At 31.8% G+C, this 18,910-nt stretch carries 21 protein-coding genes; 17 read left to right on the top strand and 4 right to left on the bottom strand.

Annotated elements, in window-relative coordinates; translation table 11 throughout:
* Positions 1–16: 16 nt before the first annotated feature.
* From G507_RS0103195 to G507_RS0103100, 17 genes are all read left to right on the top strand, one after another.
* Positions 17–1,171 carry a hypothetical protein gene (locus G507_RS0103195; protein ID WP_026716131.1) on the top strand — a complete coding sequence of 385 codons (1,155 nt, stop codon included), beginning with the start codon at positions 17–19 and terminating at the stop codon, positions 1,169–1,171.
* A 178-nt stretch (positions 1,172–1,349) separates the two neighbouring features.
* The gene (locus G507_RS0103190; protein ID WP_026716130.1) at positions 1,350–1,835 is read left to right on the top strand and encodes a hypothetical protein; all 486 of its coding nucleotides are present in this window, start codon (positions 1,350–1,352) and stop codon (positions 1,833–1,835) included.
* Positions 1,836–2,426: 591 nt separating this feature from the next.
* The gene (locus G507_RS0103185) at positions 2,427–3,347 is read left to right on the top strand and encodes a sterol desaturase family protein (protein ID WP_026716129.1); all 921 of its coding nucleotides are present in this window, start codon (positions 2,427–2,429) and stop codon (positions 3,345–3,347) included.
* Positions 3,344–3,589, top strand: a complete 246-nt coding sequence (locus tag G507_RS0103180; protein ID WP_026716128.1) for a hypothetical protein — start codon at positions 3,344–3,346, stop codon at positions 3,587–3,589. Before G507_RS0103185 ends, G507_RS0103180 begins: the two co-directional genes overlap by 4 nt.
* 19 nt (positions 3,590–3,608) lie before the next feature.
* Positions 3,609–3,854: a hypothetical protein gene (locus tag G507_RS0103175; RefSeq protein ID WP_026716127.1), complete on the top strand. Its 246-nt coding sequence runs from the start codon at positions 3,609–3,611 to the stop codon at positions 3,852–3,854.
* 22 nt (positions 3,855–3,876) lie between these two features.
* Entirely contained in the window at positions 3,877–4,080 is a 204-nt protein-coding gene (locus G507_RS0103170) for a hypothetical protein (RefSeq protein WP_026716126.1), read from the top strand.
* 30 nt (positions 4,081–4,110) lie between these two features.
* Positions 4,111–4,485: a hypothetical protein gene (locus G507_RS0103165; protein WP_026716125.1), complete on the top strand. Its 375-nt coding sequence runs from the start codon at positions 4,111–4,113 to the stop codon at positions 4,483–4,485.
* 564 nt (positions 4,486–5,049) lie between these two features.
* Positions 5,050–5,310, top strand: coding sequence for a helix-turn-helix domain-containing protein (locus G507_RS16335; RefSeq protein ID WP_051191473.1), 261 nt, complete (start codon positions 5,050–5,052; stop codon positions 5,308–5,310).
* Positions 5,280–5,591, top strand: a complete 312-nt coding sequence (locus G507_RS0103150) for a hypothetical protein (protein WP_026716124.1) — start codon at positions 5,280–5,282, stop codon at positions 5,589–5,591. Before G507_RS16335 ends, G507_RS0103150 begins: the two co-directional genes overlap by 31 nt.
* A 4-nt stretch (positions 5,592–5,595) precedes the next feature.
* Positions 5,596–6,564 carry a PDDEXK family nuclease gene (locus G507_RS17245; RefSeq protein WP_026716123.1) on the top strand — a complete coding sequence of 323 codons (969 nt, stop codon included), beginning with the start codon at positions 5,596–5,598 and terminating at the stop codon, positions 6,562–6,564.
* Positions 6,565–6,605: 41 nt separating this feature from the next.
* Entirely contained in the window at positions 6,606–7,508 is a 903-nt protein-coding gene (locus G507_RS17855; RefSeq protein WP_342662426.1) for an Eco57I restriction-modification methylase domain-containing protein, read from the top strand.
* A gap of 26 nt (positions 7,509–7,534) precedes the next feature.
* Positions 7,535–8,056, top strand: coding sequence for a hypothetical protein (locus G507_RS17850; protein ID WP_415776893.1), 522 nt, complete (start codon positions 7,535–7,537; stop codon positions 8,054–8,056).
* Positions 8,057–8,233: 177 nt separating this feature from the next.
* On the top strand, positions 8,234–8,968 hold the full coding sequence (locus G507_RS0103125; RefSeq protein ID WP_026716119.1) for a hypothetical protein: 735 nt from the start codon (positions 8,234–8,236) through the stop codon (positions 8,966–8,968).
* Between the two features lie 647 nt (positions 8,969–9,615).
* Complete coding sequence (locus tag G507_RS0103115) at positions 9,616–11,883, top strand: acyl-CoA dehydrogenase family protein (RefSeq protein ID WP_026716117.1); 2,268 nt, start codon at positions 9,616–9,618, stop codon at positions 11,881–11,883.
* A 36-nt stretch (positions 11,884–11,919) separates the two neighbouring features.
* Positions 11,920–12,654: a flavodoxin family protein gene (locus G507_RS0103110; protein ID WP_026716116.1), complete on the top strand. Its 735-nt coding sequence runs from the start codon at positions 11,920–11,922 to the stop codon at positions 12,652–12,654.
* Positions 12,655–12,745: 91 nt separating this feature from the next.
* Positions 12,746–13,039: a type II toxin-antitoxin system HigB family toxin gene (locus G507_RS0103105; protein WP_026716115.1), complete on the top strand. Its 294-nt coding sequence runs from the start codon at positions 12,746–12,748 to the stop codon at positions 13,037–13,039.
* A 2-nt stretch (positions 13,040–13,041) separates the two neighbouring features.
* Positions 13,042–13,398: a helix-turn-helix domain-containing protein gene (locus G507_RS0103100; RefSeq protein WP_026716114.1), complete on the top strand. Its 357-nt coding sequence runs from the start codon at positions 13,042–13,044 to the stop codon at positions 13,396–13,398.
* A 6-nt stretch (positions 13,399–13,404) separates the two neighbouring features.
* Here the strand turns inward: G507_RS0103100 and G507_RS0103095 are convergent, their stop codons facing one another.
* The 4 genes from G507_RS0103095 to G507_RS0103080 form a co-directional block, all read right to left on the bottom strand.
* Entirely contained in the window at positions 13,405–14,604 is a 1,200-nt protein-coding gene (locus G507_RS0103095) for an AIR synthase related protein (RefSeq protein WP_026716113.1), read from the bottom strand.
* A gap of 407 nt (positions 14,605–15,011) precedes the next feature.
* Positions 15,012–15,869: an OmpA family protein gene (locus tag G507_RS0103090; RefSeq protein WP_035665556.1), complete on the bottom strand. Its 858-nt coding sequence runs from the start codon at positions 15,867–15,869 to the stop codon at positions 15,012–15,014.
* A 196-nt stretch (positions 15,870–16,065) separates the two neighbouring features.
* Complete coding sequence (locus tag G507_RS0103085) at positions 16,066–17,550, bottom strand: carboxypeptidase regulatory-like domain-containing protein (RefSeq protein WP_026716111.1); 1,485 nt, start codon at positions 17,548–17,550, stop codon at positions 16,066–16,068.
* An 18-nt stretch (positions 17,551–17,568) separates the two neighbouring features.
* Complete coding sequence (locus G507_RS0103080; protein WP_026716110.1) at positions 17,569–18,909, bottom strand: CsgG/HfaB family protein; 1,341 nt, start codon at positions 18,907–18,909, stop codon at positions 17,569–17,571.
* Position 18,910 lies beyond the last annotated feature (1 nt).

Genomic DNA, 18,910 nt, shown 5'->3' with positions numbered 1-18,910 from the left:
TTTAAAGAAAACCGCAATGAAAAACATACAAACAAAGCTATGCCTACTTATACTACTAGTGTCACAAACAATAGATGCACAAAACTTTGAGGAAATAGAAGGATCATATAGCCAGGGAAGCACAGCTGGAATTTATATATACAACGATGGAACATTTGCCTTGTACGGATATGCAACCTTAGTATTTGGAGAATATAAAATAGAAAATGAAGAAATAGCATTTACACCAGACATTCCAAAACAAGCGTTTTCTATTATGGGTCGAAAAAATATGAAAATTGAAAACGGTGCTAATTTTACTTTTACAAGAAAATTTGACGATGACGGACCAACATTTATAAAAATAGATGAAGCAAATTTTCAACCTCTATTTGATGAAAGCAATGAGGGCGGAAGACCTAATTACACAATAGATTTTGCCAAAAAACCAAAAACAATTAGTCTAGGATTACAAACCCCAAATAACAAACACATTTACAACACAAATACATTTAGTCTGGACAATGAGTACAATGAATTTCTAGTATTCTATTATCCAACCAATTCCGCACAGAAACCTTTTAGAGGACAAATTAGCACCAAAGAAGGAGACACAGCTTTGGTTTGTGGATGGGGAACATTCATAAAAGCAAAAGTAGAAGAAGAAGAAAGTGGAGAAGATGAAATGATTAGATTTTTGAATCAATACAAAAAAGAAAGGCAAAACAATAAAGACGCAAAAGAAGTTTATTTAAACGATCAGTTAAAAACGGCCAACGGTTATAATTATTTATCCGAACAAGAAAACATATTCGACATTACTAATTACGTATTTGACGAAAAATCCAACAAATACATTCATAAAGACCTATACCAAAAAGGCAAAAACTATAGAAATGCTGTAGTTAATGACTATCACGACGAAGATATACTTCTAAAATATCAGGTAATAGAAACCAGTAGTGTATCTAATACTAAATATAACGAACTAAAAATCCTAAAAAAACCACTATTGCCCAACGAAGTCTCTGAAAAAAGAAAAGAAAAAGAAGAAGAAGAATTAGAACAAGCCAATGAAAGACTTGGAGAAGAAATCCAGTTAGATCTGCTATACGAGCAAACCTATATTGAACCAATTCCTGAAGCAGATAAAACAAAGAAAAAGAAAGAAAAGAAAAAGAAAAAAGAGTAAAACAAAACTTCTTACAACACAATATATAAAACCAAAACCCTATTCTCAAAACCTCATAACCTACAATCAACTTTTTGTTTATATTTGAAACAACTAATATAATAATGCTACTATCCTGTTAAATAGAAGCTAAGCTAATAATAAACTACTACCGAAAAAAACGTAGAATTATAAATTAATGGAAAAATTTGAAACTAAATTTACTAAAAATGATATAAAAAAGATAAAACGCAAAAGAAGCCTTTCAAACCTAGCCTATATCATTGCTTTTTTTATGTTGGGTTCTTCTATTTATTTTTTTAATGATTCATTTGACATAGTAATGAAAATAATTTTTTACGTGTTTTTTGGTATAACATTATTTGCAACTGTAAGTATACTTTTTGGAGATAATTCAAAAAAAGACTTGAATGAAAAAATAAAAATAGTCACAAAAGTAATAGTTACACAAAAAAGAATAAAATCTGATTCAGATACAGGCTCACATTATATAGTAGAATTTCAAGAAAGTGACGATATTAAAGAATATTATGTAAATTATAAAATGTATGATAAAATAAAAATAGGTGACAGTATTGAATTAGAGTACAGTAAGACTTCTTTATGGATTCTCAAAGCGGTTTGGAATAATATCGACCTTGAAAACAATAAGTATGTGAAATAAAACTAGTTTACAACAACGCTTAGCAAAAATGTTTTTCGGCTTGATTTTCCTTTAAAAAAAAACTCTACCCACAAACCCTCTTAACCTTTTAACCTTTTAACCCAATTCAAAAAATTTCTCTAATTTTATAAATCCGTGTTCCAAAAACCATAAACGAATAAAATCCGTGCAAATCAGCATTTGACGAAGTCAATCCGTCTAATCCGCGTTCCAAAAACACAACACCTCATAACCTTTTAACCACTTTCCTTCTTCCCTTAAACATTAAAAAATACAATCAACAAATTTTTGTAAAACTCCATGCAGTTGCATAATTTTTTATTTTTTATGATAAAAAGAAAAATCACTTCCACAAACTTTAAGAAATATTAGGGAAAGAACCAAAGTTTAAAAAACTACCTTGAACAAATTAAAAGATTCACTATAATAAGTACATAAGAATTTGCTTTTTTATGCAAACTCAATAAATCAGCCAACAAAATACCTTAGCCTTCAAAAACAAGAAAGACTAACAGTTGGTTTGCAAAGGTTTATATCTCGAAAAAATTGTAGAAGCTACACAACTCAATTAACTCCATTATAATATAGTATATGAAAGAAAATCCATTAACTATGGAAATACTGTTAGAACAACTAGCAGGATTAAACATCATCCAAATCGCAGCCATTCCAATGATTTTACTAGTAATAATCGAATGGATAATAACAATTGTTAAAAAAAAAGAATATTACAATAGCTTAGATACAATATCGGCCACAGTTATAGGTCTGGTAAATGTAGGTATCTCAGCACTATTAAAAATAGGAATATTTGGAGTTATGTTATTCTTTTATAACGTCGTTCCATGGAGTATTCCAAGCGAGTGGTGGGCTTATGTGCTTTGTATCATTGCGATTGATTTTTTCAGATATTGGTCCCATAGATTAACCCATGTAAATCGTTTTTGGTGGGCAACCCATGTCACACACCACAATTCAGAAAAATACAATTGGTCAGTAGCGTTTCGATTGGGTTGGACACAACACATCAAATTCATCTTCTTTATTCCAGTTATGCTAATGGGGTTCAACCCAGTAGTGTTTTTTATATGTCACCAAATCGAAGTACTCTATCAATTCTGGGTCCATACCGAATACATTAGAAAATTACCAGCACCTATTGAATATATTTTCGTCACACCGTCACACCACAGAGTACATCATTCCAGAAATGCCAAGTACCTAGACAAGAACTTTGGATCAACATTTATTTTTTGGGACAGATTATTCGGAACATTTCAAGCAGAAGAAGAACAAACACTTTACGGAATTACCACACCAATTAATTCCTACAACCCCATTACTCTAAATTTTCACGAATGGAAAGACATGTTCTCAGATGTTGCTAAAAGTAAATCTATAAAAGAAGCCTATGCAATGATGTTCACAAGCCCATCTAAATTAGAAGCAGTAAAAGCAGAATTCAAATCTACTTATTTACAAAAAGAGCAAACATCAATTAAAAGACCATGAAAGAACTGATAGAGCAAATAGAAAGAAAAAATAACGAATTAGAAATCATAAAAACTAAAATAGGCTTTCCGCTCCTCTATTCTCACGCACAAACGGAAACTGAATTACTACTACTAAACAAATCAATTAACGGATTTAGAAATACAAGCCGTCCAGCAAACTCAAATTCAAAATCAAAAAGAGTTAATCATAGACCAACTCGCAGAATATATAAAAACAATAGAAAAATCAGAACAGCATAAGTTTTCCATAAAGCAAGGCTTGAGTTTTAAATACTTTTACTTAGCTCCATTAATTAATATCAAACAAATTTCTTTTTTCACCCAAAAAGGCATAGCAACTGTAAATTATAACCTAACTTTAGATGAAAATGATTCTGTAACAAACAAAGAACCCTTTGTAGATTATTTAAAAACAAAAAAAGCAGAAGCAACAAACATCTTCAACTTATTAGAATTATATAAATTCTACAAATCATTTGCTCACACATCAAAAAACTTCACCTAATAAACAGTTAAACCACTAAAACATGAAACAACAAGATAGTTTAACCAAAAAAATTTCCGAAATCACCGCTAAAATTCAAACCGAATACCCAGAACTCATAAAATACTTAGACGAAATTCCAAGAAACTTCCACAGTACAGGAAACGGAAAAGTAAGTCAAAAAGCACTTCAAGACTATCTTAATTCGCTCAATGATTTACTAAAAACCTACGCAAAAGAACACTAGAAAACAGATAACAACAACAAAAACATAAAAATGGAAACAAAAAACAACCTAGGCATCTGGATGGATCATTCAACTGCGCAATTAATTGACAGCTCTTCTAACAGCAATCATTCAATAAATTCAGAATTTACTTTTGACACCAAAGAAGAAGCGCTCAACAAAAGCGAAAGCCTCATGCACAACAAAAGGCAACAAATGCATAAAGCTTACTTTAAAGAAATTAGCGATCAAATTTTAAAGTATAACCATGTCCTTCTTTTTGGACCCACAAATGCAAAAGTAGAACTACACAATTATTTAAATAAAGATTCCCATTTTAAAAACATAAAAATCGATGCTCAGCCAGCAGATAAAATGACAGATAAGGAAAAAAATGCTTTTGTAAAAAATCATTTTCAAAACTAATATAGATCCAAAAAAAAAAGCTTTCATTATTGGAAGCTTTTTTTTTAATAAAATCAATCAACGCTAAAGAAGCCCAAAAAAATACCTTTTACCTAATCCCAAGAATGCTATAAAACGTTTTCACTTCACAAGCTTAAAACTGCTTAACTTTTGGAGATTTACAATCGATAAGTTTTTCATAAAACAAATAAAATCCTTATAAATCGGCGTTCCAAAAACACAAATCCTATTAACCTCTTAACCCTTTTCTCCCATTCTCCTCTTTATTCTATGTTCTATGTTCTATGTTCTCTCTCCCTTTCTCCTCTTCACCCCATCTCCCTTTCTCCCCATCTCCCTCTCTCCCCATCCCCCATTCACCCTTTCTCCTCCACTCCACTTCACCGTTAAAAAAAGTACTTAATAGAATTTAATAACTTTTAAATCGATACTATAAGTTTTTAGATATATTTTAAAAATAACAAAACCTAATATTAAATAGCTATAATAATAATAATATGCTAACTATAGTATGTAGTATGAGTAAAACAATAAACTTACTTTGTGCTAACTATAGTATACTCAATGAACGCAGAATTATCAAAGAATTTCGGTAAAATAATTATTGAATTCCGTAAAGAAAAGAAAATTTCTCAAGAAGAACTTGGCTTTCGATCTAACCTCCATAGAACCTATATAGGAATGATTGAACGAGGAGAAAAAAACATAACCCTTGAAAATATTGATAAATTGTCAAAAGGTCTTGATGTATCTATGAAGTTAATTTTTGAAAAATTAAATAAACTAATTATAATATGGAAAAATATTTTTTTGAAAAATTTATAGAAAAAGAAAACAGAATATTTGGAGAACTTAATGAAATTGACCAATTTCAAAAAAGTCAAAATGTATTTCATTGTCGTTACATAGTTAAACCTTTTGCAGACAGAAAAGCTTATTATCAAATTGTAGATGAAACTGCAAGAAAATATATATTGCATTGGGTTTTAGGCGAAGACCCGTATCCAGAATGGGGACATGAAGTGAAACTTTTCAAAAAAGATGTTGAAAAAATTATTAAAAGACGAGATAATTTTGAAAAAACAATATCTTTAATGAAAAATTAATAGAATGATTAAACTTTATTCGACTTCAAATAAAAAAATTTTAGAAATAGTAAATAAGTCCGAAGCAGAACTCAACAAATTTATTTCCCAAAATTGGGAAGCATTCTTTCCGCAATATTTATTTATAAAAAGTGAGTTTTCAGTAGAAGGAAATGTTCGTAGTAAGGGAACTTCTGGACGAATAGATATTTTAGCTTTCAATCCAATAAGTAATAAGTTTGTTGTATTTGAATTAAAGAAAGATAAAGATAAAAATATTCGAAATCAAGTTAGTGATTATAAAGATTATATTGAAGATAATTTTAGTCAAATATATCTTATGTCATTACAAAAACATAAAGCCCCTTTACCATTATTTGATAAAATATCAAAAGATTCAATTGAAGTGGTAATGATTGCTAAAAGTTACTCATCAACTGATATAGAAAGAGTAAAAAAAAGTTCAAGTAGAAACTTGACGACCTTGATTCGTTATATGTGGTTTGAAAATGAGTTACTACTGATTGATTATATTAATAATGATCCCGATGATTTATTTGAAAAAGAAAATGCCGAAAAATTAAAAAAAATCAAAAACATTATTGAAAACAAAAAATCACTTTATGCTGACGTTGAATCATTCCTTTTCGGCAAAGAAGAAGCTCAAAGATTATTTAAGATCTTTTATGAATCATTAAATAAAGTTGGCAAAACTAATTTAATTGTTCAAGCTAGTAAAATTAAAATTGAATTAAATAATCAATCCTTTTCGATTATTGGCTACGCTGGAAAAACTGGCAGAAAATGCTTTTTAGTAGTGAATACAAATATTGACCAAGTTACAAAACTAGGTAAGATAGTTGATGATAGAATTCGTCCAAATCAAAAAAAGAAAGGAAGTATTGGTTCTGAAAGATATGAAGTATTTTTAACCACAGAATTAGAATTAATGAACTTCATTTCAATTATAGAAAATAATTTTCAATCTAATTAATTCTCTAATTTAGTTGTGGAGATGGCGTTTTTTTAAAAGAAATTCAACAAGAAAATTACCAATATAAATCTGTTACAGCAATTGAATTTGATGAAATTGAAGCAGAGAAATCAGCAGCAATTGGGTTACAAAATTCAACTGTAATTAATGATGATTTTCATAAATATTGCATTAACACAGAGAAGAAATTTGATTTAATAGTAGGAAACCCACCATACATTAGATATCAGTATTTCAATAAAGAACAACAACAATTTGCTGCCACAATATTTGATAAAGCAAAATTAAAGTACTCAAAATTAACAAACGCTTGGGTTTCTTTTGTAGTTGGTTCTTCTTTACTTTTAAAAGAAGAAGGTAAAATTGATTTTGTTTTACCAGCTGAAATTCTACAAGTTTCATACGCTCAACCATTGAGAGAGTTTTTAGCTCATTTCTATAATAAAATTAACATTGTTTCTTTTGAGAAGCTTGTGTTTCCAAATATTCAACAAGAAGTAGTACTACTATTGTGCGAAAAAAATAATTCTAACTCTCATTTAATTGAACACTTAGAATTAAGAGACGCAGAAGAATTACAAAAATTAGATTTATCTAAATTAAAAAGTCCTAAAAAGAGAATAGATTTTAAATCAAACAAATGGACTTTTTATTTTCTTGAACAAGAAGAAATTGACTTACTTGAAAAATTTCAATCAGACAAAAAAATTAAACAACTTGGAGAATACGCAAAAGTAGAAGTAGGCATTACAACTGGTTCGAATCCATTTTTTACAGTTCCACTTTCAACTGTACAATTTTATAATCTAGAAAAATATGCAAAACCATTAGTTGGCAGAAGTGTACAAGTTCCTAGTGCAATATTCACAAATGAAGATTGGAATAAAAATAGAGATAAAGAAGCTAGAACACATTTTCTTTCTTTCCCAAAGATGGAAATTTAAATGGTTCTCTTGGAGCTAGAGACTATATAGCATGGGGTGAAGAAGAAAAAATTAATGAAGGTTATAAGTGCCGCATAAGAGATGAATGGCAAATTGTACCATCACAAAGAATCTCTGAAGCACTTTTCATTCGTAGAAATAATAAATATCCTAAATTAATAATTAATGAAGCTAACGCTTATACTACAGACACAATGCATCGTGTTACTGTTAAACCAAACATTGATTTAAAAGCTTTAACTGCTAGCTACTACAATTCCTTATCATTAGCGTTTTCAGAAATTTGTGGAAGAAGTCACGGGGGAGGTGTTTTAGAATTGATGCCAAATGAAGTAGAAAGAATTCTATTACCATATAATGAAAATAATTATGATTTACTTCCTCTAATTGACAAAATGATAAGAGATAAAAAAGATATTTCCGAAATATTAAAAATAACAAATCAAAAAATACTTAAAGAAAACTTTGGTCTATCTAACTCTGAAATTGAATTAGCTGATAGTATTTGGAAAAAACTATCTAATAGAAGGTTAAATAGAGGTAAATAGAATTAATTTAAATCAAACTTAAAGTTTCACCAAAAACCCCAACCCTCGAAAACCCTTACAAATAAAGACTTTGTAAGAAATTTATATTTTTGTAGTAAAATTGTCATACTATTTGTTAAATAATTAAAATATATTTTATAATTTTAGTTTAATAATAACACTTAAACACAATTATTTATGGCATCAAAATCCGAAGTAGGGCATGCAAAAAATGTTGCAAACTTTCAAGACCTTATTGAATTCGTCGTGGGATACGGCGCAACCTACAATCCTTCAAAAGACAGTTTAAAACTGTCAAAACTCAAAGCACTAAAAGCAGAAGGAGACACAAGATTAGCAGATCTTATTGTTCAAAACACAGCCTACAACGGCAAAGTAAACGAACGCATGCTGGCATTTAGCAATCTTAGAAAATTAGGCACCCGCTTAATCTCTGCTATAGAAACCACAGATGCTTCAAAAGAAACCATTAAAGACGCCAAAGGTTTTAACCGCAAAATTCAGGGCAAAAGAGCTTCGCAACCACAAACGCCTACAGACCCAAATGCTCAAGCACCTAACACAATATCCACAAGCCAACAATCCTATGATCAATTAATTCAACACTTAGCGGGTTTAAAAGAAGTGCTAAAATCAGAAGCTACTTTTGCACCCAACGAAAACGAATTAAAAATCGCAACCTTAGAAGAGTTGATTATAGACCTTACCAAAAAAAATAATGCCGTAGCAGCAGCTTTTACTAAAGTAAGTAATTCGCGAATCGCAAGAAACAAAACCTTATACACAGCTCAAGTCAATCTCTACGAAACAGCCTTAGACGTAAAAAAATATGTAAAATCAATATTCGGAACAGGCAGTCCAGAATACGCACAGGTGAGCTCTTTAAAATTCAGCAAACCTAGAGCCTTATAATTGCTCTAAAAATAAAATACCTTACTGCAAAAAAAGACTTAGTGCCAACGCATTGAGTCTTTTTTAGTTTTATAAAAAATCCACAACAACAAAAAAGAATTATGCCTTGACATAAAAGAAATATGCCTTGACACAAAAGAATTATGCAATGACACAAAAGAATTATGCCTTGACACAAAAAAAATATACTTTGACATAAAAGAATAATCTCTTGACACAAAAGAAATATGCATTGACACAAAAGAAATATACTTTGACAAAAAAGAAATATGCTCTGACATAAAAATATTATGCTCTGACATAAAAGAATTATGCCTTAACATAAAAGAATTATGCTCTGACATAAAAGAATTATACCTTGACACAAAAGAAATATGCCTTGACATAAAAGAATTACGATAAAACCGCAAAAAATAAATTAATCCGCGAAAATCCGTTTAATCTGTATAATCCGTGTTCCAAAAAAAAACAGAAAAAATAAAACCATCAACGTTAAAAAAAACAAAAGACCATTTACGAACCGGCAACAATTCCTTAAATTTAAACAACCAACAAAAACAGATTACAAAAAACAGATTTCAGACAACCAACAACCGACAACAAAAAAACAAACTGAAACAAAAAAAACCACTGAAACAAACTCAACCATGATACTAGATAACAACAAACTAACAGCCTTCACACCCCTATTCTACTTAGTATGGTCAGATGATTTGCTAACCCAAAAAGAATTTCAAACCCTACATACATTTATAACAGCCCAAACATGGCTAACCCAAAAAGAACAAGAATACCTATTTCATAAAATCGATGTAACAAATCCTCCATCCCGAGAAACGTTAAACACTTGGTACCTAGAGTTAAAAGAAATTGTAAATCAAAACCCAAGTACAGCATCACTTTATGATATGGCTTTGGCTTTATCCCACAACAACACCCACATAAAAGCATTAGACACAGCTTTCAAAAAAATAGAAGTAGACTTAGGCATATTAGGAGAAGAATTCATAAGCAATTTCAAATCAAATGAAGACACCTTCACCTCAAGAAGCCAAACCAACACCAGTTTTGAAGTCGCAAAACTAACTTCCTTTTTAGACGGAGCACAAGCACCCATCATAAACAAAGTAAAAGAAGTACTTTCAAGACCAGAGTTCGCATACGAGACCTCAACAGACGTCAACGTTTACAGAGAAACAGTCTACGAATGGTGTAAAATCTTAGCCAAAGAAAATTTTGGAAACATGGCTTATCCAAAAGAATACGGTGGAGGCGGCAACATAGAAGATTATTTCGCAATTATGGAAACCTTAAGTTATCACGACCTAAGTTTAGTCATAAAGTTCGGCGTACAATTCGGCCTTTGGGGAATGAGCATCCACTCTTTAGGAACAACCAAACATTATGAGAAATACTTAAAAGATGTAGGTTCTCTAAAACTACCAGGCTGTTTCGCAATGACCGAAACCCATCACGGTTCCAACGTAAAAGGTTTAGAAACCACAGCAACTTACGACCACAAAACCAAAACATTCACCATACAAACCCCAAACAAAAACGCACAAAAAGAATACATAGGCAACGCAGCCACACACGGACAAATGGCAACCGTTTTTGCCAAACTAGTAATAGACGAAACAGACTACGGAGTAAATGCTTTCATAGTTCCCATAAGAGACGAAAAAGGAAATACCATAAAAGGAGTCACCATCGGAGATTGCGGTCACAAAATGGGCCTAAACGGAGTAGACAACGGAACTTTAAGTTTCGACAACGTAGTAATTCCAAAAGAAAACATGCTAGACCGTTTCGCATCCGTAAATGAACAAGGAGAATTCGAAAGTCCAATAGCGAGTGACAACAGAAGATTCTTCACTATGTTAGGAACTTTAGTCGGTGGCCGAATAGGAATACCAAGATCAGCCCTAGCAGCAGCCAAATCCGGATTAACCATAGCCATAAAATACGCAGACCAAAGAAGACAATTCGGTCCAGAAGGTGGTTCGGAAATACCAATCCTAAACTACAGAATACACCAAAGAAGATTGTTACCACATTTAGCCAAAACCTATGCAATTCACTTCGGATTACAGTATTTAACCAATCGCTTCACCACAAGAACCGAAGAACAAATGCAAGAAATAGAAGCCTTAGCCGCAGGAATGAAAGCGTATTCCACATGGAGCACAACAGCTATTCTACAAGAATGCAGAGAAGCTTGCGGAGGAAAAGGCTACCTATCTGAAAACAGAATCGATGCGCTAAAGAACGACAGCGAAATATACACCACTTTCGAAGGAGACAATACCGTACTAATGCAATTAGTAGCCAAAAACAGATTATCAGAATTCAGAAAGTCCTTCGGAGAAATGGGTTCGATGGGAATCATAAATTACGTCTACGAGAATGCCAAAACAGCTCTAGCTGAAAAAAATCCAATCACCACAAGAAACACAGACGAAGAACATCTATTAGATAATGACTTTCACTTAAAAGCATTTCAATATAGAGAAAAAAGCATCGTAGCATCAGCCGCAAACCGAATCAAAAAACTAATAGACAAAGGCATGGAACCGTATGATGCCTTCAACGTAGTACAACACCAAATGTTAGAAGTAGCACAAGCCTACCTCGAACGCGTGACATTAGAACAATTCCAACAAGCCATAGAAACTATCGAAGATGAAGCAGTTAAAACAGCCTTAACTAAAGTCGCACAACTATATGCTTTACATCAAATAGAAAAAAATAAAGCCTGGTATTTAGAACAAGGATATATGGAAGCCGTAAAAACAAAAGCCGTCAGAAAAATGGTCAATCAATTATGTTGGGATATTCGTCCCGATGCAATTGCTTTGGTTGATGCATTTGCAATTCCAGACAGTTGTTTGGCAGCACCAATTGCTTTTCTATAAATAGATAAAACATTAGTAATTAAAACTATAAAAATCATGAGTAAACCAGACTTCAGTAGTTTAAAAGTTCTATACATAAACTGCACCTTAAAAAAATCCCCAGATAAAAGTCACACCGACACCTTAATGAACGTCTCCAAAGAGATCATGAAAAAGGAAAAAGTCAGCATAGAAGAATTCCGATTCATAGACCACAACATAGCCACAGGAATCTACCCAGACATGACAGAACACGGCTGGAAAGAAGACGAATGGCCAACTCTTTTCAAAAAAGTCATGGAAGCAGACATTCTAATTGTAGGAACACCCATATGGTTAGGAGAAAAATCTTCCGAATGCCAAAAGCTAATCGAAAGATTATACGCAATGAGCAGCAAAACAAACGAAAAAGGACAATACATATTCTACGGAAAAGCAGCAGGTTGCGTAATAACAGGAAACGAAGACGGAGTAAAACATTGTGCCATGGGATTACTTTATTCATTACAGCACGTGGGTTACTCCATTCCACCCCAAGCCGATGCAGGTTGGATAGGAGAAGTCGGACCAGGACCAAGTTACGGAGACACCGAATGGCAAGGCAAAAAAATCAGCCCACCTTTAGGCACAGATTCAGACTTCACCAACAGAAACACCACCTTCATGACCTATAATTTATTACACTTAGCACAGATGCTCAAAAGTCAAGGAGGCTACCCAAAATACGGAAACTCAAGAGAAGACTGGGACAACGGCAAACGCTGGGAGTTCGAGAATCCTGAGTACAGGTAAAAAAAAACCAACACTTAAGACAATTAAATTAGTATTCACCTTATAAATAATTCCCATATTGGGAATTATTTATATCTTTGTAAAAAAACTATTGAGAGTAATTGCTAAAAAAGTACTACGCGATTTTTGGGAAGTTCACACAGACTGTGAACAGCAACTAAAATCTTGGTATAAAGAAACTTGCAAAGCAGAATGGAAAAATTCTAATCAAATAAAAGCTGCATATCCAAGCGCAAGTATTTTAAGCGACAACAGAATAGTATTTAATATAAAAGGAAATAATTACAGATTAATAGTCAAAATTAACTTTGAATATGAGATGGTTTGGGTAAGATTCATTGGAACTCACGCAGCATATGACAAGATTAATGCAAATACCATATAAACATGAACATAAATCTTATAAAAACGGAAAGCGATTACAACCAAGCCCTAGAAAGACTTGAAATAATCTTTGATGCAAAAAAAGATTCTAAAGATGGTGATGAATTAGAACTATTAGGCATCTTAATTGAACAATATGAAAATGAAAATTTTCCAATTGATTTACCTGACCCAATTGAAGCCATTAAATTTAGAATGGAACAAATGGGCTACAATCAAAATGATTTAGCTAAAATTATTGGTTTAAAAAGTCGTGCAAGTGAAATTTTAAATAGAAAAAGAAAACTATCGTTAGAAATGATAAGACAAATACATTTAGGTCTTAATATTCCAACTGACGTATTGATTCAATCCTATTAAATAAAACTAATACTCAAACTTACCAAACTCACTTGTAATAGTAAGTTTCTTAGTCTTGTTCTGATGAAGATCAGAATCTATAGCTTCCACCCTACCCACAATTTGAGCCTCAACCCCAAATGATTTTGAAATCTCTATAATGTCATTTGCAATAGCTTCGTCTACATAAAGTTCCATTCGGTGACCACAATTAAACACTTGGTACATTTCTTTCCAATCCGTTTTAGATTGTTCTTGTATCAATTTAAATAAAGGAGGCACAGGAAATAAATTATCTTTAATCACATGCACATCATCCACAAAATGCAAGACTTTAGTTTGCGCTCCACCACTACAGTGAACCATTCCACAAATTTCTTTTGGAGTATATGTATCCAAAATCTTTTTAATTATTGGAGCATAAGTTCTAGTAGGAGAAAGCACCAACTGACCAGCGTCAATAGGAGAATCTACCACAGCATCCGTTAATTTAACTTTACCAGAATAAACCAATTCATTCGGAACAGCAGCATCAAAACTCTCAGGATATTTCTCAGCCAAATACTTATCAAACACATCATGACGCGCAGAAGTCAAGCCATTGCTTCCCATTCCACCGTTATAACTTTTCTCATAGTTAGCTTGTCCAGAACTCGATAATCCAACGATTACGTTTCCTGGTTTTATATTAGCATTGTCAATAACATCAGCACGTTTCATACGAGCCGTAACTGTTGAATCCACAATAATAGTCCTAACTAAATCACCAACATCAGCAGTCTCTCCACCCGTAGAATGAATCGTAACACCAAATGTTTTTAGCTCCGCAAGCAATTCTTCCGTACCATTAATAATAGCAGACAAAACCTCAGCAGGAATCAAATTCTTATTACGACCAATTGTTGAAGAAAGCAGAATATTATCTACAGCTCCCACACATAAAAGATCGTCGATATTCATAATCAAAGCATCTTGAGCAATACCTTTCCACACCGAAACATCACCAGTTTCTTTCCAGTACATATAAGCCAACGAAGACTTTGTACCAGCTCCATCAGCATGCATAATGATACAGAAATCCTCATCATTAGTCAAATAATCTGGAATAATTTTACAAAAAGCTTTAGGAAAAAGCCCTTTATCAATGTTTTTAATAGCATTATGAACATCTTCTTTAGCAGCAGAAACTCCACGAAGATTATAGCGTTGACTTGAATCAGAACTCATTGTTGTAGTTTGTTGTTGTTGTCCGACAAAGATATAAAAATGATTAAGGATAATCTAATGAAAAGAGATTTTCGGATGTTCGGATGTTTAGATTTTGGAACACTGATTTAAGAAATCAAAGAAATTAGAACGCAGATGACACAGATGTAACGGATTTACACTGATTTTACTCAATAAGTCAATAAATACTTAGATAAACAATACAACTATTTAAACTATGAAAAGCAAAACGACTATTCAACACAAACAAAATCTATAATTCTAAGTGGTTTAAAAAAAAGAAGCTGAGTCACTTAAATAAATTCAGCACAAGCAAGTTCAGCTTTACAAGGTTGAAAAATTATATCTATTTATATGAACTATATTTCCGAAAATCCAATATCTGAAAATCCGAAAATCCAAAAAAACTATTTCTTCACAATCAAAATCTCAACTCTTCTATTGGCAACACGTTCCTCTTCATTCTGTTCCGGAATTGGATACAAAGGCATAGAACTCCCAAACCCTTGAAAACTAACTCTAACGGCTCTAATCCCTTGATATACTAAAAATTGTTTAATGGCTTTTGCTCTTTCTCTTGATAACATAATTGAACGAGAATCGGTCACATCTGCATTGCAGCAAACATGACCTTGAATTTGAATTTCTAATCTTGGATTATTTTCCATAATTCTAAATAAATCATATAAAATCGGTCTAGACTCATTCATAACTCCAAACGTATTGTGATAAAAATTAATGTCTTTTAAGATTAATGTTTTACCTTCTTTAGTTTTAGCAATGCGCTCTTCCAAAGGAGCATCATCTCCTATAATTTCATCTAGCACAAAAGTAGAGTCAACGATAATTTCAACTTCTTCTTCTATACCTAATATTTCGTTTTCACGTGCTAAATCTTTTTCTTCTATATAGTAAATAGTTACTTTTCTATTTTCAGCTTTGTTTTTTGATTGGTTAAAATTCTCTCCATAACTTCTGCTTTCAAAATCTTCTCTGAACGGAACTTTTTCTTTAATAATCTCAAAAATGTGCTTTACTCTTTTTTTGGATAATGTGTCATTGTAACCACTAGTTCCATCTTCATCGGTATAGCCGTTTATGGCAACAATTTTGTCTTTGGCATGAAGTTTCATCCAGTCGTTTAGCTTCTTGTTTTCTGTTTTAGTTAATTCGAATTTATCGCTATTAAAATAAACGGCAAATTGTTCTTGAGCAAAAGTATTCGCTATAAAAAAGAAAAGAAAAATGGATAAGAAAGACTTCATTTTAAGGTTTTAAGTTAAGAAAACTAAGTAACGACAATTTTATTACATAAAAAAACTTGCCATAATTAATTATTGAGTGTAAAAATATTGAATCTAACATTAGTTTTATTTTACTTCTAATTAGTATTGCGAATGGAATAAATAATTTAAATAAAAACGTTTAAAGTTATCCTTTAGTATATTCGATAATGAAAATCTATTCCCAGTCAGGCATAGTTGTTCCTATAAAAAGAGTCTCTCTTGAATCAATTGTTCCTATCTGATATTTTTGAATATAACGTGTACTCAAAAAGTCATTAGATGTGTTTACAAAAATAACTTCAGCTTCATTAGGAGAATATCTAACATCTAAATCTACTGTTCCTGGTGGTTTTTGCGTTAGCAATTCTGAAGTAGTACCTGTAGAAAAAACGTGTTGAAATATTCGAGTATCTAATTGTCTATAATTAGCATTTTCAAAACCAGAAATATCTCTAGTAAAAAGTAATTTTTGTCCTGAAACAGAAAAGTCTAATCCACCAACTGCTCCAGAAACAGGTGTAATTACTTGTGTTAAAAATATACCGCCAGAACTGATGATATAAATTTCTGCACTATACCCATTAAGATTATTGGTTTTTAAGGCAATTTTTGTTCCGTCAAAACTCCAATCACATTCAGAAATTAATTTGTTGGTTGGTGTTTGAAATAGTTGGGTAAGTCCACTTCCATTATTTCCAATTCTATAAAGTCTATCAAAATTAGGATAGATAAGTTGACTTCCATTAGTATTCCAAGAGAAATTAACGTAATCGGAATTAAAACCAGCAATAGGTACAGAATTTGTAACCTTAAATACACCTGTTCCATCTGGGTTCATGGTGTAAATATGGTTTTGTGCTCCATTAGAACGAATGAAAGCTATTTTATTAGATTGGTTATTTTTTCTAGGTCTCCAACTATTGGTTGCTGAATCGGTCAATTGAATTTCATTTCCGTCATCATCACTAGTGAAAATTACATTATTTTGGCCAATTTTCTTTACATATAAATAACGAGTTGTTGGGAAATTAGTAGTTGTAAATGACCTTACAGTACTATAGACTAATTCATTAATTCCGTCTGAAGCTGTTACTTGCCAAAAATATTTCACTCCATAAACGAGATTTGTTAATTGAAAGGTTGTATCCGAAATATTTGAATAGACTACTTCGTTAGTATTTGCATCATTTTTTAATATGACTTGAAACTCCAAAGTATCATCTTCTGGATCTGTAGCTGTCCAACTCAAATTAACTTGAATGCTTTGATTTATAGCATTATCAACAGGACTAACCAAAACTGGTGCATTAGGTGGTTTATTGTCGCTTGTTGATAGTTCTAATTCAAACACTAATTCGGTATTGGCACCATTTGTAATTGTTGCTGCTTCAAACTTGGTTATGTACCCATCTTTTTTAGCTTGATAAGAATAATCTCCCACAGGAACATCTATCATGCTGAAATTTCCGTCTTCATCCGTAAAAATAATACTAGAATTTGGACTAGAAAATACTTTTACATTTGGAATAGGCTCAAAAGTACCAGATTCAACGACTCTACCAGAAACAGTTCCAAACTGAATTTCTTCAATGCTATCTTCACTACAAGAAAAGAGAAGTAGTAAAAAAAATAAGCTCAATTTTATATAACTATTTTTCATGTTTCTTTATATTAAATGCTATTTAAAATAATAGGTTAGTCCAGTTCCAAATCGGTAATAATAATCATCTCTTTTTCCTGCAACTAAAAAATCTACTTCATCACTAAAAGTTAAATTATGTTCTCCAAAAATTCTAAACCCAAAGTTATCTGTAACTAAATACTCTAAACCAAGACCATATTGAAATTTAAAATGTGTGTAATCTGAAGTTTTAGTAGTTGCGAAACCTAAACCTCCAAAAACAAAAGGTGTTAACTTGTCTTTAGGTAAAAATAAAATTTCGGTATTAGCATCAAAGGTTAAATATTCAAAACTTTTTCGGTTTTTATTATCGAATTTATTCCAACCAGCAGATAGAGATAGATTTACACTTTCAGTAAAAAAATACTTCAAACTTCCTTTAATAAAAGGCCTAAAAAGTGGGTTGGGATAATCTCCTTGAATTCTTGTTGCTCCTCCTGAAAACTCCATTGCAAAATCAGATCTTCTTTTAGTTAATTTTCTATTATATATTGCTGATGAATCGGCTACAGATTCTGCTATTTCGTAGTTTTTTATCAATTCGTCGATTTCAGCTTGAGGTGCATCAGCAAACCAAATTTTATCTTTTATACCTTCTAAAACTAAAGATTCAACAGCTTTTTCAATAGCTTCTGTAACTGCCATTTGTACAGGTTCATTTGTTGTATATCCTGTTTCGACTTCTAAAAGTCTTTTGAATTTTACATATCTAAAAAAACTTTGATCAATAGCTTGAGAAAAAAGTGTCTTAGAAACATAAACGGATTTCAATATTTTCCCATTGGAAGTTGAAATCATTCTGAGGTAAATGGTTACTCTATCTTGTCTGTATTTTGTAGAACCACCTGCACCAAAGTATCTTGCACCAAATCCACCCGTAATTATATTTGAGTCGTAAGATACAATTCCACCTTCAAGTAAAACTCCCGCGTATAATAGTGGTGTTAATTGAGGTTCATTTGTGTTTTTTGAATATTCTTGTCTTGTAGAACGAATAAGGTTTCGCTCTTGCAATAGGTTACCAATATTTTCGCGTTCAATTGGAATAAACCATTTTGAATCTTCTAAGGCTTTAATTAAAATGGAAGTTGCTCCTTGCGTAACGGCTGTACTAAAAGTACTTCCAACTTCTGAAGCTTTATATTGTCCTGTTTGATCTCTAAACTTATAAATCCCTATGACAACAGGTTCTTTAGGTTTAGGTAAATTTTTCAACAATGATGTTGCAGGTGTACTTTCACCAATAATGGCTCTTTCAATCCCTGTAGGTTGATTATAATAAGCACTGCAACCATATAAAAAATAAATGGCGAAAAAAAAATAGTAAAGTCTTTTCATA

The sequence above is a fragment of the Flavobacterium gelidilacus DSM 15343 genome (assembly GCF_000422685.1).
Lineage (GTDB): Bacteria > Bacteroidota > Bacteroidia > Flavobacteriales > Flavobacteriaceae > Flavobacterium > Flavobacterium gelidilacus.
The sequence above is the reverse complement of the archived record's forward strand: the minus strand, read 5'-3'. Positions and strand labels throughout refer to the sequence as shown.